Here is a 24696-nt window from a genome sequence, read left to right on the forward strand (position 1 = left end):
TTTTGTCTAGCAAATCATTTTTGCTTATAGCGAGTGGCGCTTGGTGTTTGACTGTTTCTAAAAAGCGGTTCCCAATTTGTACTGGGTTTATGAAAAAAAGGTAATGTATTATTGGGACAACTATAATGATGGCAGGTTAAGGCTCCCGACTCACGATAGCCTACGGATGATGTTCCAGAAGCACGCAGGCAATATTTTTCTATGAAATCATCATATTCTGATTTAGAAATTTGGTGGCTGTCGAGAATATCCGTAATTTCTTGGCTTTTATAGTCGAGCATCGATTCATAATAGATAGTCTCACTGTTCTCAGAAGCAAATTCTATACTAGCTAAGTTGAATGATGTAGCCTGAACTACATACATAAAGATAAACAATGACTGTTGATATGCAGGATATTGTTTGAGTAGCTTATTGATTTCTCTAATACATTTGGCGAGTTGATTACCAGAACCGTTAGTATAGTCCATAAACACAAAAACTGATGTTTCATAGTTTTCTGTACCTGCTTGAAAATACTTGCTCAGAGGTCTAATTTTTTTGCCATCAGGAACGCTAGTTGCCGTCAAAGCCGACCTTTCATAAATTCCCCAAAGGCCGTATTGACTTTCCACTGATGTATTCGGCGGTGAAGGTAATTCAGCATATCTAATAATTTTATTTCTCAACCATTTTTTAAATTCAGCTTCATTACCTTTCAAAGCAACTTTAGGATCGTCACGAAAAGCTTTGCAAAGATTCTCTTTTGTCAGAAGTAAGTCAAGTAACTTTTTCTGTAAATTTTGACTAGCTGATTCAATATGAGTTTTGGAGAAAAACTGAAACTTACTCAGGAGTAAATATGCTATGTTTTGGTCTAGAGTTGTTTCAAACTGATTAATCCAATCCCGAATTTTTTTCTTTGACAAAGAACCATCCCAACTATCAAACCTCTCATAGCAAGCCTCAATATCTATATCGTCAAATAATAAAGAATTTTCTACCTGGCGTTCTTCTGGTAAAATAGAAGATATAGGTCTTCTATAGGGGTTCATTATATCTGACAGTTTTCTTCGCAATAATTGAATTTCCTTCGTTATATTATCTCCCTTTAAGTTGAGGTACTGATTAAAATCTTTTTGGGTCATATATTCGACGCTTTTTCTTATTAAATTCTTTCACGGGAACGGAAGATATCTTGGAAAATTAAGCTAGTGAGGGTGTACCTATATGGTCTTTGCCCAAACACTTCTAAATACTCAGATCCTAACTTATTTTTAAGTTCTACACGTGCTCTATTCAACCTATAATCAGCTTTTTCATCGGACAGTCCATAAAAATATGAAATTGAACAAGCATCCTTCAATTTCAAAAGCTCTGGAATAGACTGCCTTCTCCCACCGCTAAAAAAGAGAATATTCAAAAAAGCCTCCGATTCTTCCGAAAACTTGAAACTGTCCCGTAACTCTGAGAAATATGATAAGGCGTAAACTCGATAAGTATTACTGAAAATTCTTCTAGCAGTTTCAATACTAACCAAAGTGTGGTGGGGTTCTGCTTCTGCCCAAAGCAATTGGCCAATAGTTTCTACATATCTTGGAACCCCTCCAGAGACTACTGTAATAAAATCAATTACTTCTTCTTCAAAAGGATAAATTTTATCAGTTGTTCTCAAAGTAACTGAACTGTTTTTTGTTTCTATATATTCTTTCACTTCGGAGAAAGGTAGAGGAGTTATAATTTTAAAGTTAAACCTAGCCTCTTGTAACTGTTTAGCTTCTGAAATAATTTGACTGTAGTATTCTTGAGTGACACTTATACACAATCCCCAACCCGGTCTGGTTGAAAATTTTTCGGACAACCCATGCAAAAAAGTCATAAAATATGAAAGTTTTAGTTCTAGGTTGGAAAAGAGGAGCTCTACTTCATCAAAAGCAATTAATATATTCTGTTTCTGCGTTCGATTCAGCATTTCCAAAAAAACTTCAAATAAATCGATAAACTCTATCTTCTCGAATAATACTTCATCTTGTTTAGTCAAACATCCTTCTCTAATCAAAACGTTATACATCTTGGTAAAAATAGCTCCCAGAAGACTCTCAAAGTGCTTATCTGGCTGGCTGGACGCTGCAATAGGCGTAACTATCTCAGAGAATTTAATGGGTATGCAAATGCCTTGTCTATCATGAAATTCTTTGGCTATAAGATTTAATAAAGTTGTCTTGCCATATCCATAATCTCCAACAAAAAATAGTTTTATTGGTCTCTTTATATTGAGTGATTGTCTAACCTCTTCCAGGAGATTGTCAATAAACTTTGTATGAACAATTGTAAATTCATAGTTCTGCTCTAATACTGACATAGCAGAGCCAGAAGCCACGTAGGGATTTAGAGCAGGCGGTACAAGGTTTCCCTTAACATCTTGATAGGACATACTTAGACAGCAATAGCAGGTTCTAGAAGTTTGATAAATCCGTAATTGACTCCTCGAATGTCAATACACTCAATTCCCATATTACGGGCAAGCTGAGACTTGGTTGTCCTTAATTCGATGCGGTGAGTCAGTTGCAACTGAATCAGATGTTTTTTAAAGTGTTCTTCCGTATAATCTGATCCTTGCGTCATAATTCTATCACGAATCTGAGCAACTGGAACTAGACCCAGACTTTTCTGGGCAATATCGCGATAATTTTTTAAAATAAAGTCTAAAAGGTTTAAGTAATTGTCAATTTGTATCTTGTGTCTATAAAACAGATCGAGATAACCCACCCCTGGATTACCAACATAGCTATAGCCACAATGTTGTATTAATAACTCTTGAAGTTTAGCAAGTTCAGGGTTTTCTGATAATTGATACTTTTCACACAGTAAAAATCTATCGTTACTGTAAGTTTTAACCATTGGGGAATATTGAGAACAAATTTGAGTTAAATTTTCATTAAAAACTTCAAGAGAAGAAGACTTTTTAGCCAGAGTCTCTAAGGGCTTGATAACTTCTATTTTAGACTGAACCGAAATTGATGCTCTGGTTTTTTCAGGCGTAGTTTCTGAATATAACTGACCATCTAATTTATAAATATCGAGAACATAAAAACCAGCTAAATAGTTTTTTATAGTTGTAGCAGACATGGGGGTTCCTACTGGCTTTCCTTTATGTGCCTTATGAGTAACTAGCTTACCTTCCAACCAAGACAATGCAGCCTTTAATATCTGACCGTTATTAGCTACAAGCCCTTCCGCCAGTACCCTCATGTCCTGTTCATAATACTCTTTTGGTAAGTAAAAAACTGGAATTATCTTGGACATAGTACCTTTAAGCGTATAAGTAAAAGGTTGAGTCTATTGCAGTAAACACTAAGGTCACAATATTTTACTGCTCTCTGCTATACGGGTTAAGACCTCCTGAAGGCAGCTTACCTTCTCAAGGTTATCACCAAATCTGGCGAATAGGCAATTGGTTAAAGCGTTATGGTCTCGCCTTGAGAGGAGAACTCATAGACCTCAGATCCTCGGTAAGCTTTGCTAACGCAACCTGGAGCGAACAGAAGTGGTAGAAACACCATCTGCCGGAAGAGGCTGATCGCGAGCAGTCTGTTAACAAATGAGCTGGAGTCCTCACTCTTTAAAGATTAATCCCGACGGCGAAGCATAATCTCTAGATGTCCCTTTTTGTACAAAGTCTTTAAGAGTTCCCATACCTCCTGATTATGTGGCAAATTTTGACGAAGTTGGCTAATGGCGATCGCACTGTTGTCAGAGCTAATGGCATTTAAAAGCTGTCTTTCTTCCTCCAGAAGGCTTTCATCTCTTTTAAAATGAATTTCTTTCAATTTATTCTGAAGAACCTGACCGCGTTCAAAAATAGATTTGAGTTCGTTTATCTGTTCTTCAAGGTTGGCTAAGCTGTCGATCGCAGATGGCAACTGTTCTCTTTGTAATGATAGCTGTGTTTTTAAATCAGTGAGTTGACTCAAAAACTCTGTCATATCGTGGTCGCGTTCTTGGGAAATAAAGGAAAAATCACGCTCCAATTGCTCCCATTCTGAAACCAAACCTTCGCAGAATTTTTGCAAATTTTCCCACACAACTCCTTTCATAATGTGGTAAGATCCATCCCGGTCTTCATCATCAAATTTGCATCGATTTTTCAAAGGAGATTCATTAATTGAAATTAGATCCAGTAAGACTTCGTAACGACTAAGCATTTGCTCGAAAGCCTCTCGACGCGAGCGCTGTTCACCATTAATTTCCTCTTCAAGTTCAACCAAAGGTTGTTGCAGTAAATCGTACTGTCTAAAACTCTCAAGCTGATTGTTGCTAAAATGCTTAACAACCCGGTCAACAAAGTCATCATCGTAACGCATCAAGCGAACTGGGTCTTTATTCAAATTCTCTCGTAACATCTGTGCTCGATTTAGAATAATCCGCCACTTCTCTAAACCATCTACCAACTCCTCAAGCCTTAATTTAGTGGGTTCGCAAGTTAGCCAAAACTGCTGACAATGCTTTAGCTGATGATGCAATGCAAGTATATCAGTTTCATTTACTTTAAGCGAACTAGCTAGGCTTTGGCAATCTTTATCTAGCTGATTTACTTGCCTTTCCAAAATTATCCGGTAGTCATTGAGACAAGATTCTAGGCCGCTATCACTCTCAATCATTTGACTAATTTTAGAAGCATTCAAGTCTAAGGTAAATTTTTCTAGCCTGAGTTTAATTCCACGCAGTTCTTTTTGCAGGGTTGAGCGCCTCTCAATGCAAAAATTTTCTAGAAGCTCCCGTTCGGCTTGGATATTTCTATGAACTTGGTCGAGAGCTACCTCTGACTCATGGTTAGCATCAAGAATTTTTTCCTCCTCATTTATCTTTTCATTGATTTCACGTAAAATCGTCTCATCAAAACTTTCAAGTAACGAAGAAACCCGAACGCGGAGTTCTTTTAATTGACCATTTAACTCCTCTGGCTCTAATTCCAAACTGGCTTCGCGGATAATATCCGTTGAACGCGCCCACTCTATGTAGCGTCGCCGCTGCAACCATTCAAGAGCTTCTTGGAACTCGTCTTCAAGATAGCCAAGCAGTTTAACTGCTTTCCATAACTTTGAATACTCTAATGCTTTAACATCTTGCTGTCCCCACGCCGTCTCAACTGTTTGTGTTCTGCCTTGTGATTGCAGTTTCTCTTTAATAAACGATTCCAAAGGATGTTCTGTAAATTTAATTTGGGAATTTCCTTCTTTCCGCTTGGCAATTTTTTCCCCACTCATCAAGCCATGTTGTTTGAAAACCGCTAAAACACTGGGTAGGCTAGAACTCCCCATTTCAAACAATTTTTCAAATTCTTCTTTGGAAACTTGATATAACTGACGACCTTTGCGAACAGATAAAGGTATTTTTTCCAAGAGGAACTTATATTTACGTAACGTCGGGTTCAGACTATTATAGAAAGACTTATAATCGGTAAATAAGGCTTTACATTTTTGATAGAACACTGATTCGATAAGTTTACTGTCTGAGCCATTTACCCCCTTGAGGCCCCCAATTTCCCAAGTTTGAGGCGAAATCGCCGGAAACAGCAATCGCATGGCATACTGGTGACACTCTTGGCGATGGTGTTCTAATCTAGAGCGATCGGCTTTACTGACTTCAGGATTTTTTGAGAGCCAGTCTTGAATATAATGAGACAAACTCAGCAGCGTACAAACAGAACATTGTTCGGAAGCCATGACTTTGCGGAGTAAGCCGAATGATGTGGGATATTCGCCTTCAAAACTTCGACCTAACTGAAGATGGAAGTCTACTTGATTAGTTCCGGTGATCGCAGTTAAAACTTGTGGAACGACGGTTGCTTTTCGCTCATAGTTAAAGTAAAACCGCCAATCTAAGTGAGTTTCTTCTGGGGATTGAAACCTCATTAAACCAGATTCTTTACTCCCGACACTGATAACAAGAGAACGCTTAGGAAAATCCGCATTATATTTTTCTGGAGCCCCTTCTAATAAATTAAAAACTCCGAATCTATCCTGCTTCCACTCCCCTTTATAACGCCAAGACCAATTGGCTTTCTGACCAGTTCTAGAAAGTGGGAAGAGTAAAGAAATAATTTCCGACTTGAAAATCGTTGTAGCCATCTCTTCTTTTTGAGTATCGTTCCACTCTCCAAACCATTGCTGACGAAATCGATTTAGAATTTTATCTACAACTGTGGGAATGCTTGTCTGAAGAAGGGCGACTAAAGCAAAAGTGCGCTCAGTCGGCTGTATAATGTGCAGCCCGTAAAAATTGTCATCTTCTGCTAGTTTTTTCAACTCCTTTAAGAGTTGAAATTGTTTAGCTACACTTTCAGAAAGGCCTGAGGGGAAACCAGCGAGTAGCTTGATTACCTCTCGTCCTTTGGGGTGTTTTGGAAAGGAGATCAACGGCTCCAAGGTTTTGATAGTATTGCTAATTTTGTGTTGTTCCGTGCCATATAACTGTACTTGTCCTTCTAGATAATCCTGAATCAAATCTAAAGGAGTATAGGGACGCTGATTATTTGGAGCAAAATGGATGATGCGTTTAAATACTTCAATGACGGTGCGAGGGCCATTGCTGAAGTTTTGTCGATCGCATAATTGCCCTAAACTTTCAATTGTTGCTGGATGTGCCAAGTGATTTTGCTGCGCCTTGTCTTCCAGAAAATTAGTACACAAATAATTCCACAGTTTTGCTGGGAACTCAGAGCTGTACGCACCAGCTAATCTAAGAGATACTTTCTGTTCCTTCATACGGTGAATAATATCACCAGCTTGTTCTTCAATAGCTGATTCAGTCGGAGTAGTCGGCATACTTAGAATTAATGCAACAGGCGTAGAACCCAAAGCTCGCATTCCTTTAACTAAATCGCTCAAAATCTGGATGCGAACGCTAGCACCTTCTTCTGTTCGCAAAAATTCTTGGCTTTCATCCGCAAATATTGCTAAACCTGCAAAACCTGCTTGTCGGAGGAGAAAAACTGTCTCCTGCCAAAAATTCAAAACATTATCAGTATTTGTGGTGTCAGTATTTAATTGTTGAATAATTTTTAAAGCTTTCTCTTCAGATAACTTGTACTTAAGCGCTATGTCTGCTGCTATATTTTGCTGAGACTTCAAGCCATATTTGCGATACAGTACCTCAATCTGAGGAAGAAATTCTGGTTTGAGGCGCGTTTTTATCCAGCCATAAGTGGCAACCATCAAATCTCCCAGCTCTTTAAACTTGAAAGGTGGCACCGCCATTATCTTATGATCCTGACACTGCTGCCATAAATAAATTAGTGTTGCTGTCTTACCATACCCATAGTCGGCACTAAGGTAGCCAGTAACAGGTTTACCCTTACCAATTTCCTCAATCAAATGGTCTTTTAGAGTTTTTACGGGTTCAATTGGGTTATAGGTGGTGGCATATAGATTATAAACTCTGGCTACTTCTTGAGGCTCATTTTCTATCTGGGAGGGATTGACTGTATCGACAATTGCTTGGATAGAGTCTAGTTGTTCTAATAATCTGTTCATGGATTGTAAATATAAAGTGTGTCTCGGAGAATGCTAATACTTAGCTAAAGCAATTGAGTCCACTCAGGGGATTGAGTTAGCATTACCCATTGTCCGTATCCCCCTTCATAGCCACAGTCAAAGAAGCCACCTCGATCATAATCATAGGTGCATTTAGCATTATCTATGCTACCATCTAATCCGCTCGGATCTAGCAACAACATTTGACAAATAGCCTCTTGAACTTCTTCTCGCAAGAAAATCTTGACTCCATAGGTTCGTTGTTGCTGTTTGTAGATTGTGTCTACTGCCTGAAGTAAAATAGGAGCGGCACTGAAGTAGCGACGGCTGAAGTGTTCGTATTTGCCTTCTGGTTCTATAACACTGGGTGATAACGATCGCAGCCAATTGAGGGCACCAGCCACACTCGTATCACTAAATGCTATTTCACTGGTAGGTAGTTCAAACTTCACAGCAGCCTTTTCAATTACTTCTCCAACTAGGGACTTTTTTTCGGGCGGTGATAAAACAACTTCTTTTCGCAACCAGAGTTGTTGTACAACTGTAGCATAAGTCCAAGAAAACCTTTTTTCAGCTTCTTCTTGGTGTAGATTATAAATTACTAAATGTAAAAAATCTCCTAGCAATTCGGGGTTAGACTCTTGAATTTTAGCTGCAACTTGACCAAGAGGTGTCAGTGAGGGGGGATTTTTTTTTGAAATAATTGAAAGATTTCGCAAGAAGGGAAATACCACTTTTTGGAGAACGGAAAGCCCTAAATTACAACTAGCTCCAAGTTGTTCAAAATTTGTTTCTTTATTTTTCAAAAAATCAAGAATTATAGCTACTCTTTCTAGCGTAGTATTTTGCTGAATATGTAAAGTTAATTTATTGCTCATAAAGCGCGTTCTAAAGTATCTAACCAAGCAGTTAAATTGTGCATAATCCGATATTCTCGGCTTGTTCTCAATTTATCAATACTTTGACAAAAGTAACATGAATGTTGCGTAGATTTTTTGAGTTCCTCTAGACCAGTTTTAGTAGTTTCAAAACCGCGTCTAACGGTAATTTGAATTTGAGAAGTACCCGGAAAAAAGATGCTGCCGAAGGCTCCTGCTTTTGACCAGGTTGAGCTATCTAAGCTATGGGGTACAAGGGAGTTGTTGCGGAGGCGATAAAAGCTGTTTGGACCGCCAATGCCAAAGCAGTGAACTTTCATGTTTTTTTCGCGGGCGATACTGCCAACAATCTTAAACAATGCCAAACTAGATTCAGAAATCATATTAACGCTGCCGTTGGGTCCTGACGTTCCCCAAGAGCCAAAGCCGATACGGGTAATACCCATTTTTGCATAGGTTTCAATGCAGCGATTGATTTGGTTGATAGTGCGTCCGTGTACGGGGGCGATCGCGCGTTCTTGTACATAAACAGGCATTTTACCGAAAAATTTTTCGCAATGGTAAAGCGTTTCGCGAACTTTGTACTCCACTATTTCATCTGAATCAGTTGAGATGGGTACAATATCGGGCAATACATACCCATCTGCCCAAGTATTATTGCGATAAAAATTATCTAAAAATTCCAGCAGTCGATCGTAAGTAAATTTCCCCTGTTGCACCTGATATGCACCGCAATCTAGCCAAACTTCCGAAATGTTTCCCACATCTTTTTGTTGACGAAAGTATTCTGTAGTAGAAGCTGGGCACGTTATCGGTGAGTAAAGAACGTTTTCAAAGGGATTACGCCGATCACCGCTAGAATTCCACAACTGCCGACTGCGTTCAATCTCAGGGCCGCCAGCACTTACGGCAGCCACAAACTTGGGAATTGTCAGGAGAATATTAGAGCATAATATCTTTTCCCAAACAACCAAAGAGCGGCGTTTACCAGGTTCAATTTGAACCCGATCAAATCCCATCTTGTTGTAAAACCCGTTAGCTTCTATGTCCAGGGGGCATTTTAGGCGCAGTTTTGTAATACCGCACTTCCTACTGTGTTTTTCCCATGCCCAAATAAGCTGACGACCCATGCCTAGCCTGCGGTGGTCGGGGGAAACGCAAAGATGGTAAAGAGTAGATATCTTGTCTCGACGGTGATGAAAATGGAGAAAGCCGAAGGGGTGGTAAAGAATTTCACGACTTGCGATCGCTTCTGCCAGGACTGCCCGATTCACAAAGCCTATCTCTTGCCGATGCACATCGGCAAGCACCTTAATCTGAACTAGCTCCTCGCTCGAAGCAAATACCACCTCTGACTCTAAACACCTAGTCTGCACACATACCTCACTTCTTCCAACCAACGAACGTAGACAAGTGTAGCCGATGTCCGCACCTGTTAATTTTACACTTGTTGCTTGCGGTAAAATTTATACTATTAATTGTATTGTACTTTTACGACTTTATTAAATTTTTGCATTACTAAGTTTTTGGACTAAAACATTACATCTTGATTAGTTAATTGTTTGATAGAATAACTTACTTAACCAGGAGCTATGCAAGTCTCCCAATTAATAAGGTAGACCCGATAAGAACCCCCTGATAATGTGAGAATCTATCCATAATCAGAGTCTGACACACCTTACAAGCTGATTCGCGTATGCTACTTGCATAGTCCTATCAGTAGGATGTCATGGCTACATCCTATGACCAGCAAGGGTTGGGCTGGCTCTTACTGTCACACCCGGTACTTGCACGACAATTAAGCATTTTAGAAGGATAAAGACTTCAGAATATAGCACAAGTGTTAACAGATCACAACACCAGCAGCACTTAACCGGATTTTTAAGAAAGCCCCAACACAAAACTGGATGGATAATTTATGGAAGAGAGCGCGAGCTACTAGAATGGCGAACTTATCCTGCAACACTTAGAACTTTTAGGCGCTTACCCGCTGTTTACTAATTGATGTCCCCAATGCGGAATAACTTATTCCAAGTACGAAACCCCCTCAGCACTGGGCTATTCCAAATGTTGCGAGCTAGAGATTCGATGTAAAGCGATAGTTCGGAACGATAATTATCAGCAACGGGAAAACACTCGCTCGACACCCCACTTGGAAGTGCAGCCGACTAATCCCCCAGCAAACACCCAGAACGCGCATTGAGGCCACACACTTAACACCGCAAACTCATGCGGCCACGATTGTCAGAAGCGAAACATGATTGCAGCGATCGTGGTTAGTAAGAATATTTTGCCAACAGTTGCTTCACCGATCGTCCAACCCCGGTACATTCCCCGGCAACAGGCGATCGTCAATTCAAGAAACAGCACCAAGTTCAAAACGCTGATGATGGCGCTGTTGATGTTGATGTTGTGCAAAAAGGTTAGTGAATTCATAGGGTTGATTTTTTAGACTACTCGCTAATCTAGCAAGCTTAACAGAAGTTGTGTAGCCACTGCTTTTCAAGTTTCCTCACCAACGCTCGTCATCCCAAAAGTCACCAACTAAAAAACCCAGGGGTCGCTGGGACTGTGTGCGATCGTCAAGCGAGTTTCTGCTGCTGTGTACTTTGTGTGTTCTTACTTGGCGATCGCTCAAGAATGAGACAAGCGTGAAATGATGGCAGATAGGCACTAAGAAATATGGAATGCAGAGAATGACTGACTGGCCGATCGAACAAATCAATTTGCTGGAAATGGACTATGCCGACATCCTTGCCAGCAGCATCCATCCATCATTTGAACTACAACTGGTAAAATCGGGGGTTAACCCATCAGAAGCCCGCATCAAAACCAATTTCCTCACTCTGTCTGGTGCGCCAAAAACCTAAGACTCCCGAACAATGGGCTATTTTAACCGAAGCATGGGAAGTAGCTTGCGAGTATAAGCCCACCGTTGAAGATTTTCGCTTATTGGCAGAATTCCTGTGGGAGAATTAAGACAGCGTTGAAGTTGACATTGACTGCTGACAACTTTGAATTGAATTTACTTCGATAACAGAGCGATCGCCCTATTTTGAAAAGATGAGCTTTTACCGCTATGCCTAAACCAAAGAGATATCCCGACAATTGGCAAGAGATTGCGCTTTCGGTGAAAGAAAACGCGGGGTGGCGTTGTGCAAAGTGCCATCAACAATGCCTCCGACCCGGTAAACTCCGACCCGGTAAACAAAGCGGCTTAACCAAATCTGAACGATGTGCCTTAACTTTAGCGGTGCACCATCGCAATCGGATACCGGAGGACAATCGCCCAGAAAACTTAATCGCTCTGTGTACCGCGTGTCACCTGTCCTATCACAATCGCGGTCAATCAAACGTATCGCCAGGGCAATTATCCTTGTTCCCCGATGATGGCATTGACTGGGATATTATGGAGTGCTCTCTGGAATCGGCATGAAACAATGTATCCGATCCGAATCCGCTGGTGTCCGTTTACTTTGTTTAAAGGTAGCTTTACAGTTTTCCAGCGCGAGCGTGTTCGCCGTTGAAGAGGAAATTTCGTATTTTTGTTTAACAACCAGCCGGGAAGTCCCTGCGGTAATTTATTCGGGGTACTTCGCGCAGCGCTCAGATTAATCCCCTCTAAATATACCGAGGGACTTCCCGGCTGGTTGTTAAAGGTCTTCGTTACTCTTAGAAAGCTGCCAAGCATCGAGAAAATTACTGAATAAATTGCTTTATCCCTCCAAGTCAATCGCTTCATGGGCTAACTCCGCGTTTGCTACACTATGGGTGTTTTGTACCCATGCCGGGGCTGTAATATCGAGACTTCTCCGGCATAGATAATTTAGTTGCTCTCTAATTGCTGGTGGTATTTCTTACCTTCTGAGATTCTACGCTTGAGGGTGTCTAATGCCCTCACCGCTGTCCAATTACCCAGATTAGCTAATTGGATATATTGCTGTATCAATTCTTCGGTGATTTGTTGGTCTAGCCACTGCACCAATTCTGCGGTTGCGAGGCGCGCTTGGGGATTGGTGTTGCCGAACATCTCGAACATTCCCAAACGCTGCATTTGCTCTAAGGTCATACTTTCCACCGCTTTCACGGCTTCTTCAAACTCTTGGGCGGTCAACTGGGACGGCTCATGGGGATGCTGCTGTAACAGGAAATAATCGATTTCTTTGTACGCGCCGACATACATTTTATGGCGAACAGTGTCGCATAAAATTGCGTGTTCGGGCAATTCATCATCAGAGCCTAAGTTGTAAGATTCTAAGTGGATTGCGAGAGTTATGTGTTCTATCAGTGGCGCATACACGGCGTAGTAGCTAAATGTAGCCATTGCTCTGCCATTACTCCAGGTGGCTTTGCTTCCTTGGTAATAAAGAGCAAAGTATTGAGTGTTGTTGACTCCCACCATCCCCGGTAACATGGGTGGCATCGCTACGGGTAATTCGATGAAGTGTGTTCCTAACATGATTCCTCCTTGTTCAAGTAAAAGGGCATGGAAACGCTGGTTTTTTGGCCTTTCGTGTATTCAATATCTACCGTTGTTTTAGTCAATGCTCAACAACGAATTGCTCTTTATTTTGTTGTTATTTCATTTGAGTTACCTCCCAGATATCGGGGTATTTTAAATGTTTGAATCCATTGGGCATCAACACGAACCATCATTTCTGATGAATCATTTTTGATGACATTCAGCCAAGGATTTTTCGCATCTCTCAGAATAAACTCTACTTTAATAGACTGCACGAACACTTCAGGCGGAACCCGACTAGCTTCAATCCATACCCCATCATCAAACGGGTTGATTGGATAAATCATTTTTTTGAAGTTATACACATTGTCGTGATAGCAGTTGGGATACTCATAGCGCGATACCATCCGATTGGAATGAGACATGGGATTGTACTTCCTCAATGAGAAAATCTGCATCTTTTATGACTCCATTAATCCCAGAGTGTAGTAGTTATCTAACAATCGAGCGAAAGAAAACAGCCGTTAGATTGATCAGCCAAAGTTATCTTTAGTTCAAGCCCTTCTGTTCTCAAAACTTTTTCTGCCTCATCCAACAGCTCAAAAGAGTTGAACCAAACTTGAATGATGCCCTCAAGTTTATGATGCTTTAAGGTGTATCCTCGTTCGTGATGGGAATGGTGACGGCATCTCACGAAGCAAGCCGTTCTGAGGAATGTGTGAATGTTTCTGGTCATTTTTATGTGTTCTGTTATTCAAATAGGATGAGAGCGCTGCTTTCTTGGCGTTTCCCGTAGTCTGGGTCTACCTGCTTTCTCAAATACTCAAAGTCATCAAATAAGTCACTGCGGACATACTTGGTATTGTTTCTAGAGCTTAGTTTGTAATAGGCGTGTTGCCATTCTGCAAAGGCATTCAATGATGCGCTGCTGTGCAGCAACCAATCGCAGTTGTTGAGGTGCTTGAACCCCCACTTTTCATCAGTCCATTCGGTGTTCGCATTATCCTTGCTATGCCAGCAAAGATACACCGCACCTGGGAATCCTTTGAGTAGCACTATTTCGTACAAATTCCCAGCTTCTGTGTAACGGTAGCAACTTTCTTCGTTGATGCACTCTCCGGGAACATCTCACTTTTGCAGCCAAGCTAGAAATTGGAGTTAGGAGCCAGGAGCCAGGAGGAAAGAGGAAGAAGGAAGAAGGAAGGAGCCAGAATAAGTGTTTTTACAACTATGAGAGGCTCCCCACTCTCCGCCTTCATCTAAACCCATTTGAGGACAATCTAACCCTAAACAGCAGTGCATTGTGTACCTTTAACTTAGTGTTTTTTCTACACTAGCGACAGCTATCTTATTAAAATTACTTTTGTTTTTATGTTAACATTCAGCAGGAAATAGTCCTTGGTAAAAAGTGATTATTTGCTGCTTAATGGCAATCTATAAAACGCTCAAATGAGTTTCGCGTCCTCCGAATTGTGCAACTTTCTGAGCTTCGATATCTCCCGCTTCCAAGGCTTGTCGGATGACTGAATTATCGGGCGATACTTCAATGCGTTGAAACTGGGGAGGAAGTTGATTTACTTCACAAGGGAGTTTGAGGGGCAAAACTCCGCCATTGTTGCTGATAGTTAAGTGGATGCGGCGCAGCCTTAGTTTCTTGACACCCTGAGATTTGAGACAGCTCTTGAGTTGCTGTTTCATCCAATTCACTCGTTTGCTGTCGGTAGCTGCGAGTTTATTCAGGCGTTCTGCTTCAGATTTACGTTGTTGGCTCAGGGCATGGCGGTTGGTAATGGCAGCGCAGTAGTTATCAACCTTGGAAAGCCATTGCTCGTAGGTACTACCCCGTTGTTCTAAGAGTTGTTGCACCGCTACTTCTAATTCGGGTGTGATTTCTTCACCTTCGATGTTGTCGATTAGCTTATCCAAGTCCTCCAGTTCTACAGTAAGTAAATGCAATGACTTAGTGCGCCCTCGGTGAGCCTCACAGCGACTGGAAATCAGAGCACGTTGGTCTGGGTTCATGTGTTGCCATGCTTGCTGCACAATTGAGTCGGTTTCAGGAGTTTCGGGGTAAGGAAGTTGCCCCAAGCGCAAACTTGAGGCATGATAGATTAGATCCTGCTCGCAATAATCAGATTTGTCGCGACTAATTGAAACTGAGCTTCGGTCAACCCTATTGTTTCACCATCATCCGTACAGGCAGTAGCAATCACTTGACCGCCAAGTGCAATACTGCGACGAGTAATGCAGGTTAAGGGCAATTCCTTGTATAAGAATTCCTCATCACAGATTAGGTCTATCGCGGGATCTGGAAATTGATTCCGGACATATTCTATGAACGCAGGTTCACCTGCAATGCCCACTCGGTTTTGCAAATCTGCAAGTTCCAACTTTTCTTCTACTTCCAGCCGATGGATTCCTGTTGAATTAATCAAAGCGTAGAGCATAGCTTACTCCCTATTTTTTACACCCTAGCGGTAGCCCTTTACTTCAGAAGTGTTGAACGCTTATTGATAGGATTCTGAAAATAGACATACGAATCCTATAAAATGCTGATTTCAGCAATTGAAAACAAGTTCCTTAAACCAGTGAATATAGCTAATTTTCTCACACATAAAAGCCTGTAAATATCGTAATTTGTCTAAGAGTTTATTTCCAATTTCATCAGGAACTTCAACTAACTGAAGCAACAAATAACAAATCAAACAGGCATAGATTTGGATCTTGATTCCATTAGTATTTTTAGTAATTATACGAGCCAGTTTTAAATGCATTTTTAAGAATTTCCACAGCAATTCAATCTGCCATCGTCTGCGATAAATTTCTCCAATTTCTTCATTAGTGTATGCTAATTCTCCTGATTCAGGTAAATTAGTGACAAACCTAAATTCAGTTCGTGTTTCTAAATCTGAAAAAGTCACTAATCTTACTTGAACTTTTCGTTGGTCACTCCACACTTCATAAGTTCCATCCTCCTTCATGTTGATAGTAGAATTATTCTTAATTCGTAGTACAAAATATTGATTTTCTTGTTTCATTAATGCTTGAACGCGTTCAGAACTCGAAAAACCTCTATCCATTACAGCGACTCCATTTTGAGGTGTGGCTGCTATAGTTTCATCTCCATGCTCACTGTCATGACCTTGGCCAAAATGAATGTGTACTCCATCAATTATTCCCCGTTTATTGTCCGTTCCAGCAAATAATTTTACTTGATGGTATTCCTGTTGCCATAGTAATTTACTTGTCAAGGTAACTATCGTTGAATCTAAAGGGAATAAGCTGAGACAATCTTTGTTAATTAATTGACGTTTTATATCGGCTTGTAATCTTTCAAATATTTTTACAAAAACATCAATATCTCTCTGCTTACTAGCCTTGGAAAAAGTTGATATATCTAGGGAAATATCTCGACTGTTTAAACGGGAAAATAGGGAACGCATAGTATCCAGACTTTGGTCAAAACTAAACCCTAGCCAGCAGGAGACAAATGTGAAGCTATCTAAAACTGGATAATCATCTTTGGGTAAATGGGCGAGATACCGTTTGACAATTTTGGGGAAGTTAGAAAATAGCATTTCAGTTGATTATTAATAATTTATAACTCTGCAATTATACATTGTTGGGCCAATTTTAGCAATCTTTTCCTATCATTCAACACTTCTGCCTTTACTTTAAATTTTTCGTATATTTAAAATTACTCTTGATATTAAGTTGATTTAGTATGACCTCTGCTTACCACTTAACCCGCCCAACTCTGGTGGTTAGTGCTATCACGCCCGCGATCGACCAATCATGCGGGTATTGCTTATAACGATGGCGTAATTACCAAGTGGGGTACGTTCGAGAAGTGCTACTCCCACACCGAACTCAAACACTTTATTGAAGATACTTTGGGCGTACCTGCTCGGTATCTCACTCACAATACCTACACCGTTTCTTACAACTCTAAAGCTCTTTCCCTGATAATCTACCCAAGATTTTTTCCTTGAAAGGCAGCCTGTCCCCGCCATTTGGAGGGGGCTATTTTAATTATCCAAAACCACCGGATTTGGTGAGGTCAGACTTAAACTGAAGCCAATACTATCATTTTGTAACGTAATAAAAGCCAGCGTTTATGAAGAAAAAATCCTCAATACCAGATGCGATTCTGGCTATAGATTTTGGCGGCTTATCTACTAGAGTTTTCTGCCAAAGCTCGCAAGCAGGCAGTAAAGCGAACTCCTTTGTAATGGAATCGCAGGTGGGGCCAGTGAGCCAAGACATAGCCAATTGTTTCACACAACCCAACCTCGCATCAGCATCTCCCGAAAATATTGCTTGGGTGGCAATTGGTAATGAATGCCGAGCCGTTGGTTACCTAGCAGCATCGCAATTCAATGCTCACATCGGTTTAGCGGGACTGAAGTACAGTAGCGCTTTGTACAAAGCTCTAGCAGCTTTGTGGGTAGTGTCGCGGAAGTTAGATTTAGGCAGTCAATTTAGCGCTGCGATCTCCGTTTTCTTGCCCCCAGGCGAGTTTAATGACTCCAAGCAATTTTTTGAACTCTTAAGTCAATACTCTGCTTCATTTGAAACACCCACAGGCAAGCTCTCCGTTACCCTGGACAAAACCCAAGCTTTGCAAGAAGGCGGCGGCATTGCTTTGATCCACAACAGTAATTTAGGTTCAGCCTTCAAGCAGCGGGTAACTGCCTTTGTTATGGTAGGATTTCGCAATGCTTCGGTAATAGTTTCGGCACGCGGTGCTGTCGGTAAGGGCAAAACTTCAGACTTAGGAATGGTAAGGTTGGTGGATCTAGTTCAAGAGCGAACATCTAACTACGATGCTTCCCGTTTGGCTTTATCAATCGCTCAAGCGGGCGTAAGCTACAACCGCCCTTACTTTTACCGAATTGCTCGGAATCGAGAGGAAACAGCTAAAGATCGAGAAGTTGACCAATTGATTGAAGCAGTCAAGCTGTCTCGCTTCGACTACGCTCGAATGCTATCTCATTGGATTAATGAAGTGCTGCCGCCCGATTTAGATGAAATTGTATTTTGCGGGGGGACTTCTGAATATATGAAGCCAGAACTGCGAAATCAGTTTTCTCCTTATTCGCTGTCTTGGCACGCAGGCATAACAGTGCCAAAAACACTTGACCCTGATGGTTTAGGTTGCCGCATAGCTGATGTTTACGGACTATTTTCTTACTTCAAATCTCAGTTTGAGGTACTGAGGCAAAGCTCTGTTGCGGCAACTTCTCAGAGGGCAGAAGATACAACTTCTACTTCAGGAGATGCTCCACTCCCTCCAACTGATATACAGAGTGTAAAAGAATGTGCTGAACAATCTATCAAGCCCAAATCTGAACAATCTACCAAGCCCAAATCTGAACAACCTACTCACCCAAAATCCGAGCCACCTACTCAATTAAAAATTGAGCAATTTACTCACGCTAAATCCGAGCAATCTACTGAACAAAAATTTGAGGAATCTACTGAACAAAAGACTGAAGATATTACTGAACAAAAATTTGAAGAACCCGCTGAACAAAAATTTGAGGAACCCACTGAACAAAACACTGAAATTATTACTGAACAAAACAGTGAAGTTTGCGCTCAACAAAATGCTGATTCAAGTATCAAAGATAGCTGCTTAGATGATTCTAATAAATGGAGTGAGGAGGAGGAGTCGTCCAATACAGAACCTTCATTAGAGGAATCAGAAGCAAACTTAGATGCAGCTCTCTTATTGGGAGGACCCTACCGAGGTGCTGGAAAGAAGGTGAGGAATTATGCCTAGAAAACGTTACAAGGAATTTTGCTGGCGCTGTCAAGTTTTGCCAGATTCCGAAGACGCTATCTTGCTATCTTACCTGCAAAATCATCCTTTTTTTAGTTTACAGGAAACGATTTTACCTCTAATCAAAGCGCGGTGGCTGTTAGCATCATTACGCAATAGCGGTAGTCATTCTAGTACAGAGTTAGAGTATTTGAGGCGAGAAAGCATTAATTTTTTGCTTAGGCAGATAGATGAAGTTTGCCGAGATGCGGGATTTAACTGTACCGAGTTAGGAGTAATTGCCCCTGGTATTTCTTCGGGTTTAATTCCTTTAGCTACTTTCCCTCACTTATCGAATTCAGGTGCATCTATTGCTACGGAATTAACTGCCCCTGAGAGTTCAAATCCCGCAAGTTTGCCCGAAGAAAAAGAACCAGAGGAATTTTCGGGAGAAGTTGAGTTTGAAAACAGCGCATTTAACTTAGCTGGTTTCGATCCGGCAATGGTCGGGCCTAGCTTTAGTTAAAAATTATTAAGTCTTGAATAGACATCGACATCCAGCAAGGAGGAATGAAATGACTAACATGATTCACTTGGTTGACGGCGAGAAAGGTGGTGTTGGCAAGTCGATGCTAACTCGGATTCTGGTTGAATTCAATCAGAAGTATGAACTGCTGTACACGTTAATTGATGGCGATTTTCAAAATCCTGACGTGCAGCAGCGCTATCCTGAACACAATGCAAAAATCGTAGCTTTAGTTGAAGATGAAGAGAAGTTTTTCGATATCGATATTATTTTTGAAACAGCAGTAGAAACTCCTGTGATTGTCAATTTACCAGCTCGGGTTTACAGCATTATCAACAAATGGATTGACGAAGCTAATTTAACCTCTCCTGATTTTAAAGAGCAGTCAGGAGTTGATGTATGCAAGTGGTTTATTTGCGGTGGCACGACGGACAGCATTGAAATGTTTATTGACTCTTTCAACTACTTTGAAGGTCAGCTCAATCACATTTTTGTCCGCAATTTTGGAGTTTGCAAAGATTGGTCGCACGTACAAAGCCATAAAGAAATGAACAAGCTCATTAATAATTACCGAATTCCTGTGGTAGATTTGCCGGCTCTGAGTGCAAGAGAGCGCAAGTTTATTGATACGAAGCGGTTGTCATTTTCTCAAGCAATGAAACACTCTGAATTTTTCTTGATTAGTCAGCAGCGATTGCATACTTTTCTGGAAGACTGTTTCCGTCTGATAGAAGATGTAGGTTTGTTTAACAACGCACCCAATCGCAATAAAAAAGAAGTTATCGCGCCCTATGAACAAAAAAAAAATGAGGAAATGCAGATAGAAAATGAGCCCCAAAATGAGTAACAAAATAAGCAACAGGTTGTAAAGTCTCAGGAGGCTGTAATTTGTAAAAAAGGTATCGTAAGCTTTTAAGAATCTAAATTAAGGCTTACGCACAGACTCTACTGATAGGGTGTGCCGAAACCAGCCCGCTGGCTGAGTGCAATCAACGCAGTTGTGTTATCCCAGGCGTTGGATATTAGCAATAAACGTTGTTTATTGCGTTTAAATTCTGAAAAGAAGAAGATTGATCGATCGCCCGCTACGAGATTTCCAGGGTTTCAAAAACTTCTTCACCACTGGGCCAGCGGGCTGGGTGGGCAGAAACACATCTTAATACTACAGATAGTGTCTAAACCGATAATTTGCGGGTATTCCTGTAAATTTTACAGTCATATCAATTCCGGTTGCACTCAGACATGATGTTGACTGTTGACCCTTCGACCCTTCGGCTACGCGGTTCCTGAGCGTAGTCGAAGGGCAGGGCGACGCTCCGCTCAGGGCGACGCTGTTGACTGTGAATCGAACAACTGAAAATTGCGCCGAGATAGGTGGCGACTTGTAACAATCATTCATAAATTGCCCTCTAATTTATCACCTGACGATGCAGCCGGAAACGAGATCAATGGGTGATGAACTCGTTAGGAGACGGACAAAATATGAGTTCACACTATAGAATGCGCGAAGCAGAACAGCATAAAGATTAGGATTTTGATTAGGTAGGAGGTTAAATGTCCGATCGACTTTTAGAAGAACTTTCCGAAGTTGACTCTGAAGAGTTTGGCGAGATATTGGAAACGCCAAGGGAACAGGGCAGACTTAATAATACCAAAAATAATTCCATACAATCCGCTGAAAATTCGCAAAGTTTGCCCGATTCTCCAGATACATTCCCAGAAGATGCAGTAGAAGAAAAGTTGAAATCCGATGGGAGTAAGCTAAATGAAAAGGAGTTTTGGGAACTCATAGACGATGATTCGAGGGAAAGAGAAGCTCTGAACAGAGATCCTTTATCTGCCTCTCCCATGTACGAGAGAGATACTGAGTCACTAATCAGCCAGGTACTCAAGGGCAAAGACTCCAAATTTCGCTCTCATGTCATTCAGACAGCTTACCGATACGGTCTCAATAAAAATGACCCGCTTTTTATCGTATTGCTGGCTACAGGTCAACTCGAACTGCTGTTAGAAAAAAAACCACAAGAGATTGACCAGTTTTTCAAGAATTGGCAATCTCAATGGCAAGGTGATTTGAAAGATTCTCAAGCTGTTATTTCTCAAGAACTGGAACAAGTTCGGCAGCTTACTGAAAATTGGGAAAAAGAAAGCAGGGAGTTTTTAGAACGGCAGGGAAAAGCGGCTGTTAAGGTGCAACATCGCCACATTTCTAACTCAGTTTACACCCTAGTGCGACAAGCAGCTTTAGAGAAAGTTGCTCACGATATTTGGTCGGTGATTTTTGGGAGCGGGGTGGTGTTAGGGGCAATGGCGATCGGCGCTTTTATCGGGTTAGCTGTGCCCCGGTTCATTCCACCGCCTGAACTCGACCCAAAAGGGCCGCGCCAGCTCACTTTAGAACAAGCTGTAGCTCTCGAATGGGGGCTGAGCAAAGAGGGTCAGTTTGCTCGCAAGAACGCGGATACAATTCAGTGGGCAACAAGCAATGAAGGGAAATATGCTCGCCAACTTATGAGCTGGAATCAAGCTTTGTTGAGCGAGAAAGGTGGCAAAAAATTGTGTGAAACTGAGATAAATCGATTGGGGGTGACGCTGACAGTAGAGGGTAAACCTGCACAAAAAGGATTTTGTACTTTGTGGATTCGCTCCCCTCAAGAACGAGAGTTTGTTCCTTGATGGCAAATACTAAAGTCTTGAATGGGATGTAAATAAGTTAGCTTAACAGGAGAAATCTATGATTGCCAATTTGAACAATCAGCCGTTACCTGACCAAAATCAGAAGCAAGTGCAGTCGCAAATATCGGGTGTTTTAGTTGCACTAGACGACCCATTCGATAACATGGTTTGGGATTACTGTTTGAGTCAAACATACCCAATATCGGAACAGATTAAGATTGTACTGAGTGCTTTCTGGGGGCCGTTTGCTGCTAAAAATGCTAGCAAGTCTCCTGAGCGAGTGCGAGCGATCGCTTGTTATTCACTGCGACAATTAGCAGCTCAACAAAAATTGATTGGCTCAGTGTTTGAACTGTCAAGTGAATCAAATAAAATTTCCGAAGTTATTGCTGTTCTCAAAAGGGAAAATAGTTGTGAGGCACTCAATCAAGCTTGTGTGTGTTCTCAATATGTTCTAAATACTGCAATTCGGTGGGAGTAAGAACCGTTGCTCTTTCTAACAAGTTGAGGATTTCTATCTCAAAAGGATCTAGATTTCCTAATTGGTGAAGTCGGCCAGTGCGATCGCAAATTTCTTGAAGTCCGGGTTGATTTTCGAGCGGTACAGCAGTAAGAGCCGAGTGTTTGAAGGTATGCAAATTCATGGCAAGAGTAGGGATGTGCCGCATCCACACGGTAGCCGTTTTCTCGCCCACTGACTGAATGCGCCCCAACCGACCGTTAACGTCCTGGCGATCGGGCGCGTACACTTCCACCAAGGAACCAATTTTGAGCGTCAGGTGGTGGGCGATCTTAGGTTCGCCTTCAGGTTTTACTTTTTTGTCGCGCCCCTGTAAAGTTTTGGCAACCTGAGCCGGATTGCTGCGAGTGTCGTTTGCCAAAGCGATGACCTGCTTCTTGGTCAGCCCAGCAGAGCGATTCAGTATTTTCCACTTCACTTCGTCCCCTCCAATAAAACTGAGAGCATCCACAGCTCGAGTAAATTGGGCATCCCGGTAAATCGTTCTGGGGGAAGCTTTGAACCGTTCTCCTAACTCTCGTGCTGTTTTGTCTGTCAAGCTGCCATTTTGACAGCTTGCTCCTTCTGGCATTGTTTTGTCTGTCAAGTGGTCATTTTGACAGCTTGCCTCATCTGGCATTGTTTTGTCTGTCAAGCTGCCATTTTGACAGCTTGCTCTATCTGGCGATACTTTGTCTGTCAAACTGTCAAAATGACAGTTTGCCGAACGCTTGCCCCCGTGAGATTCCTTGGTCAGCTCGTACCAGGTGCCGCGCAGGTAGCTAACGGATTCTGGCGTCAAGCTGCGCCGTCCCAGTTGGTTGGCGATCGTCCAGACCTTGACTGCATTCCGACTGTCAAAAGACATCTCTACAATTTTGTATGGTATGCCGTGCGCGGTACAGATGGCGAACCTGTTGTGGCCGTCGATGAGAAGCTTTTCCTCGGCCCAGACTACTAACGGATCGCGGCATCCTTCCTCCAGAATGCTCGCTTGCAGGGCGGCTTTTTCGTCTTTACTCAGGGGAGGAATGAGAGATTGAAATTCGGGGTCGATTCGCAGTTGTTTCGCAGCACAAGAGGTACACCCTCCAATACCCCCCGGCAAAACAATTAACGCTTGCGGCTCCCGATCGTCTGCTTCTGATTGCATTTGACGCATTCCTGGCGAGTTTGTTGAATGCAAGGCTCGCCCGCGCTCGACCGCAACCGGAGTAGGGGAGTCAGCGCGGGCAGGAATTTTCTTGAACTATTCAACACTAACATAGTTATCGTCGAGAAGCCTCCAGAAAATGCGAAAATAGTAAAAAAAAGGAAATGCTATCCACGCTATGTCACCTAGGAAAGGAATTCACCCCCATCCCAACTCACTAGCCAACCTCAACCGCTCTGGGGGACAACCCCGCTATGAAGAACCCAAGAAGCAAAGAAATATTCAGGTAACATCGGTAGGATGGGAAGGAATTCGCGCGATCGCCATTGAACGCGGATTGAGTCTCAACGAGTTGATAGAACAGATTGGCCGGGGTCTGATTCCCCTTGGCAATGGTGAAAAAAGTAACTAATTGCCAGATATGGAAAGAGAGGTTAGAGCAAAAAAACTTTCTATCAACTAGTTACGAGAAGTTTTATTAATAGTAACAACGGTGTTTTTATCGGTTAAAAAATGTTCTAACTTACGGTATTGTGCCCTGCCAATATATCAGGAAAAAATATAATGGTTCAATCACATCCAAAACTTATAACTGTTGATGAATTTATTACAAGCTACGGCGACAGCGATTGCTACGAACTGATTGATGGTGAATTAACCGAAATGGAACCAACAGGGCCGCACGAACAAATATCCGGTTTTCTGGGACGAAAACTGAATGTAGAAATTGACCGCCTGGATCTACCCTACCTTATCCCCCCTCGCTGTCTCATCAAACTATTAGGAACAGCAACAGCATTTCGCCCCGATGTGCTTGTATTAAACCAAACTCGACTAATTAATGAACCTTTGTGGCAACAAGAACCTGTAATTACATCAGGTTCCTCAATTAAACTGATTGCTGAAGTCGTTAGCACCAACTGGCAGAACGATTACGCCCGCAAAGTTGAAGATTACGCCATACTAGGAGTGCCTGAGTATTGGATTGTTGACTATCTGGGCATTGGCGGCAGAGAATATATTGGCAAACCCAAACAGCCGACAGTTACAATTTGTACGCTGCGAGAAGACGAGTATCAAAAACAGTTGTTTCAAAATGACGATCTGCTTATTTCCTCAATCTTTCCCGGCTTGCAATTAACAGCGCAACAAATCTTCGCGGCAGGCAGATATGCTGCTATCTAGCTTATATCCAGGTAACGTCGGTAGGATGGAGAGAATTCG

At 41.8% G+C, this 24696-nt stretch carries 23 protein-coding genes; 9 read left to right on the top strand and 14 right to left on the bottom strand.

Annotation, left to right across the window (positions count from 1 at the left end):
- Nucleotides 1-14: 14 nt before the first annotated feature.
- From QUA43_RS16860 to QUA43_RS16890, 7 genes are all read right to left on the bottom strand, one after another.
- A complete protein-coding gene (locus QUA43_RS16860; protein ID WP_333142806.1) occupies nt 15-1127 on the bottom strand; it encodes a phosphoribosyltransferase-like protein in 1113 nt (370 codons plus the stop codon).
- 20 nt (nt 1128-1147) lie between these two features.
- Nucleotides 1148-2413: an ATP-binding protein gene (locus tag QUA43_RS16865; RefSeq protein WP_333142807.1), complete on the bottom strand. Its 1266-nt coding sequence runs from the start codon at nt 2411-2413 to the stop codon at nt 1148-1150.
- Between the two features lie 2 nt (nt 2414-2415).
- Nucleotides 2416-3285: a hypothetical protein gene (locus QUA43_RS16870; protein WP_333142808.1), complete on the bottom strand. Its 870-nt coding sequence runs from the start codon at nt 3283-3285 to the stop codon at nt 2416-2418.
- Between the two features lie 323 nt (nt 3286-3608).
- On the bottom strand, nt 3609-6869 hold the full coding sequence (locus tag QUA43_RS16875) for a hypothetical protein (protein ID WP_333375384.1): 3261 nt from the start codon (nt 6867-6869) through the stop codon (nt 3609-3611).
- Between the two features lie 689 nt (nt 6870-7558).
- Nucleotides 7559-8392, bottom strand: a complete 834-nt coding sequence (locus QUA43_RS16880) for a hypothetical protein (protein ID WP_333142810.1) — start codon at nt 8390-8392, stop codon at nt 7559-7561.
- Nucleotides 8389-9768, bottom strand: a complete 1380-nt coding sequence (locus tag QUA43_RS16885) for a GNAT family N-acetyltransferase (protein WP_333142811.1) — start codon at nt 9766-9768, stop codon at nt 8389-8391. Before QUA43_RS16885 ends, QUA43_RS16880 begins: the two co-directional genes overlap by 4 nt.
- Nucleotides 9769-10636: 868 nt before the next feature.
- Nucleotides 10637-10828, bottom strand: coding sequence for a hypothetical protein (locus QUA43_RS16890; RefSeq protein WP_333142812.1), 192 nt, complete (start codon nt 10826-10828; stop codon nt 10637-10639).
- 251 nt (nt 10829-11079) lie between these two features.
- On the opposite strand from QUA43_RS16890, the gene QUA43_RS16895 reads away from it, so the two are divergent.
- A complete protein-coding gene (locus tag QUA43_RS16895; RefSeq protein WP_333142813.1) occupies nt 11080-11262 on the top strand; it encodes a hypothetical protein in 183 nt (60 codons plus the stop codon).
- Nucleotides 11263-12218: 956 nt separating this feature from the next.
- Here QUA43_RS16895 and QUA43_RS16900 read toward each other — a convergent pair.
- The 6 genes from QUA43_RS16900 to QUA43_RS16925 all read right to left on the bottom strand — a co-directional run bounded on the left by QUA43_RS16900 (nt 12219) and on the right by QUA43_RS16925 (nt 16432).
- Complete coding sequence (locus QUA43_RS16900) at nt 12219-12851, bottom strand: hypothetical protein (protein WP_333151713.1); 633 nt, start codon at nt 12849-12851, stop codon at nt 12219-12221.
- Between the two features lie 107 nt (nt 12852-12958).
- Nucleotides 12959-13279, bottom strand: a complete 321-nt coding sequence (locus QUA43_RS16905) for a hypothetical protein (protein ID WP_333151711.1) — start codon at nt 13277-13279, stop codon at nt 12959-12961.
- 325 nt (nt 13280-13604) lie between these two features.
- Entirely contained in the window at nt 13605-13922 is a 318-nt protein-coding gene (locus tag QUA43_RS16910) for a hypothetical protein (RefSeq protein ID WP_333151707.1), read from the bottom strand.
- Nucleotides 13923-14288: 366 nt separating this feature from the next.
- The gene (locus QUA43_RS16915; protein WP_333151705.1) at nt 14289-14942 is read right to left on the bottom strand and encodes a siphovirus Gp157 family protein; all 654 of its coding nucleotides are present in this window, start codon (nt 14940-14942) and stop codon (nt 14289-14291) included.
- A 23-nt stretch (nt 14943-14965) separates the two neighbouring features.
- On the bottom strand, nt 14966-15301 hold the full coding sequence (locus QUA43_RS16920) for a DUF3846 domain-containing protein (protein WP_333151703.1): 336 nt from the start codon (nt 15299-15301) through the stop codon (nt 14966-14968).
- Between the two features lie 111 nt (nt 15302-15412).
- Nucleotides 15413-16432, bottom strand: a complete 1020-nt coding sequence (locus tag QUA43_RS16925) for an IS4 family transposase (protein ID WP_333375389.1) — start codon at nt 16430-16432, stop codon at nt 15413-15415.
- Between the two features lie 189 nt (nt 16433-16621).
- Between QUA43_RS16925 and QUA43_RS16930 the strand changes: the two genes are divergently transcribed.
- The 6 genes from QUA43_RS16930 to QUA43_RS16955 all read left to right on the top strand — a co-directional run bounded on the left by QUA43_RS16930 (nt 16622) and on the right by QUA43_RS16955 (nt 22301).
- Nucleotides 16622-16846: a hypothetical protein gene (locus tag QUA43_RS16930; RefSeq protein WP_333151699.1), complete on the top strand. Its 225-nt coding sequence runs from the start codon at nt 16622-16624 to the stop codon at nt 16844-16846.
- 125 nt (nt 16847-16971) lie between these two features.
- On the top strand, nt 16972-18639 hold the full coding sequence (locus QUA43_RS16935; protein WP_333143565.1) for a hypothetical protein: 1668 nt from the start codon (nt 16972-16974) through the stop codon (nt 18637-18639).
- Entirely contained in the window at nt 18632-19144 is a 513-nt protein-coding gene (locus QUA43_RS16940) for a hypothetical protein (protein ID WP_333143564.1), read from the top strand. Before QUA43_RS16935 ends, QUA43_RS16940 begins: the two co-directional genes overlap by 8 nt.
- Before the next feature lie 49 nt (nt 19145-19193).
- Entirely contained in the window at nt 19194-19991 is a 798-nt protein-coding gene (locus tag QUA43_RS16945; RefSeq protein ID WP_015179754.1) for a hypothetical protein, read from the top strand.
- 707 nt (nt 19992-20698) lie between these two features.
- The gene (locus QUA43_RS16950; RefSeq protein ID WP_333143562.1) at nt 20699-21820 is read left to right on the top strand and encodes a DUF6753 family protein; all 1122 of its coding nucleotides are present in this window, start codon (nt 20699-20701) and stop codon (nt 21818-21820) included.
- A gap of 58 nt (nt 21821-21878) precedes the next feature.
- Nucleotides 21879-22301 carry a hypothetical protein gene (locus QUA43_RS16955; protein ID WP_333143561.1) on the top strand — a complete coding sequence of 141 codons (423 nt, stop codon included), beginning with the start codon at nt 21879-21881 and terminating at the stop codon, nt 22299-22301.
- Here QUA43_RS16955 and QUA43_RS16960 read toward each other — a convergent pair.
- A complete protein-coding gene (locus tag QUA43_RS16960) occupies nt 22243-23472 on the bottom strand; it encodes a hypothetical protein (RefSeq protein ID WP_333143560.1) in 1230 nt (409 codons plus the stop codon). The genes QUA43_RS16955 and QUA43_RS16960 overlap by 59 nt on opposite strands.
- 178 nt (nt 23473-23650) lie before the next feature.
- Here QUA43_RS16960 and QUA43_RS16965 point away from each other — a divergent pair, with 178 nt between their 5' ends.
- A complete protein-coding gene (locus QUA43_RS16965; protein WP_194012320.1) occupies nt 23651-23884 on the top strand; it encodes a hypothetical protein in 234 nt (77 codons plus the stop codon).
- A gap of 152 nt (nt 23885-24036) precedes the next feature.
- Nucleotides 24037-24657 carry a Uma2 family endonuclease gene (locus QUA43_RS16970; protein ID WP_333143559.1) on the top strand — a complete coding sequence of 207 codons (621 nt, stop codon included), beginning with the start codon at nt 24037-24039 and terminating at the stop codon, nt 24655-24657.
- The last annotated feature ends 39 nt before the right edge of the window (nt 24658-24696 follow it).

The sequence above is a fragment of the Microcoleus sp. N9_B4 genome (genome assembly GCF_036701635.1).
Classification (GTDB): domain Bacteria; phylum Cyanobacteriota; class Cyanobacteriia; order Cyanobacteriales; family Microcoleaceae; genus Microcoleus.

What these genes read in the sequence shown, in the direction of transcription:
- QUA43_RS16970 (WP_333143559.1), top strand. Translation starts at nt 24,037, where the DNA reads ATGGTTCAATCACATCCAAAACTTATAACTGTTGATGAATTTATTACA.
- QUA43_RS16880 (WP_333142810.1), bottom strand. Translation starts at nt 8,392, where the DNA reads ATGAGCAATAAATTAACTTTACATATTCAGCAAAATACTACGCTAGAA.
- QUA43_RS16955 (WP_333143561.1), top strand. Translation starts at nt 21,879, where the DNA reads ATGATTGCCAATTTGAACAATCAGCCGTTACCTGACCAAAATCAGAAG.
- QUA43_RS16920 (WP_333151703.1), bottom strand. Translation starts at nt 15,301, where the DNA reads ATGCTCTACGCTTTGATTAATTCAACAGGAATCCATCGGCTGGAAGTA.
- QUA43_RS16945 (WP_015179754.1), top strand. Translation starts at nt 19,194, where the DNA reads ATGACTAACATGATTCACTTGGTTGACGGCGAGAAAGGTGGTGTTGGC.
- QUA43_RS16960 (WP_333143560.1), bottom strand. Translation starts at nt 23,472, where the DNA reads ATGCAATCAGAAGCAGACGATCGGGAGCCGCAAGCGTTAATTGTTTTG.
- QUA43_RS16890 (WP_333142812.1), bottom strand. Translation starts at nt 10,828, where the DNA reads ATGAATTCACTAACCTTTTTGCACAACATCAACATCAACAGCGCCATC.
- QUA43_RS16965 (WP_194012320.1), top strand. Translation starts at nt 23,651, where the DNA reads ATGTCACCTAGGAAAGGAATTCACCCCCATCCCAACTCACTAGCCAAC.
- QUA43_RS16870 (WP_333142808.1), bottom strand. Translation starts at nt 3,285, where the DNA reads ATGTCCAAGATAATTCCAGTTTTTTACTTACCAAAAGAGTATTATGAA.
- QUA43_RS16865 (WP_333142807.1), bottom strand. Translation starts at nt 2,413, where the DNA reads ATGTCCTATCAAGATGTTAAGGGAAACCTTGTACCGCCTGCTCTAAAT.
- QUA43_RS16925 (WP_333375389.1), bottom strand. Translation starts at nt 16,432, where the DNA reads ATGCTATTTTCTAACTTCCCCAAAATTGTCAAACGGTATCTCGCCCAT.
- QUA43_RS16940 (WP_333143564.1), top strand. Translation starts at nt 18,632, where the DNA reads ATGCCTAGAAAACGTTACAAGGAATTTTGCTGGCGCTGTCAAGTTTTG.
- QUA43_RS16900 (WP_333151713.1), bottom strand. Translation starts at nt 12,851, where the DNA reads ATGTTAGGAACACACTTCATCGAATTACCCGTAGCGATGCCACCCATG.
- QUA43_RS16935 (WP_333143565.1), top strand. Translation starts at nt 16,972, where the DNA reads ATGAAGAAAAAATCCTCAATACCAGATGCGATTCTGGCTATAGATTTT.
- QUA43_RS16950 (WP_333143562.1), top strand. Translation starts at nt 20,699, where the DNA reads ATGTCCGATCGACTTTTAGAAGAACTTTCCGAAGTTGACTCTGAAGAG.
- QUA43_RS16895 (WP_333142813.1), top strand. Translation starts at nt 11,080, where the DNA reads ATGCAGAGAATGACTGACTGGCCGATCGAACAAATCAATTTGCTGGAA.
- QUA43_RS16860 (WP_333142806.1), bottom strand. Translation starts at nt 1,127, where the DNA reads ATGACCCAAAAAGATTTTAATCAGTACCTCAACTTAAAGGGAGATAAT.
- QUA43_RS16905 (WP_333151711.1), bottom strand. Translation starts at nt 13,279, where the DNA reads ATGTCTCATTCCAATCGGATGGTATCGCGCTATGAGTATCCCAACTGC.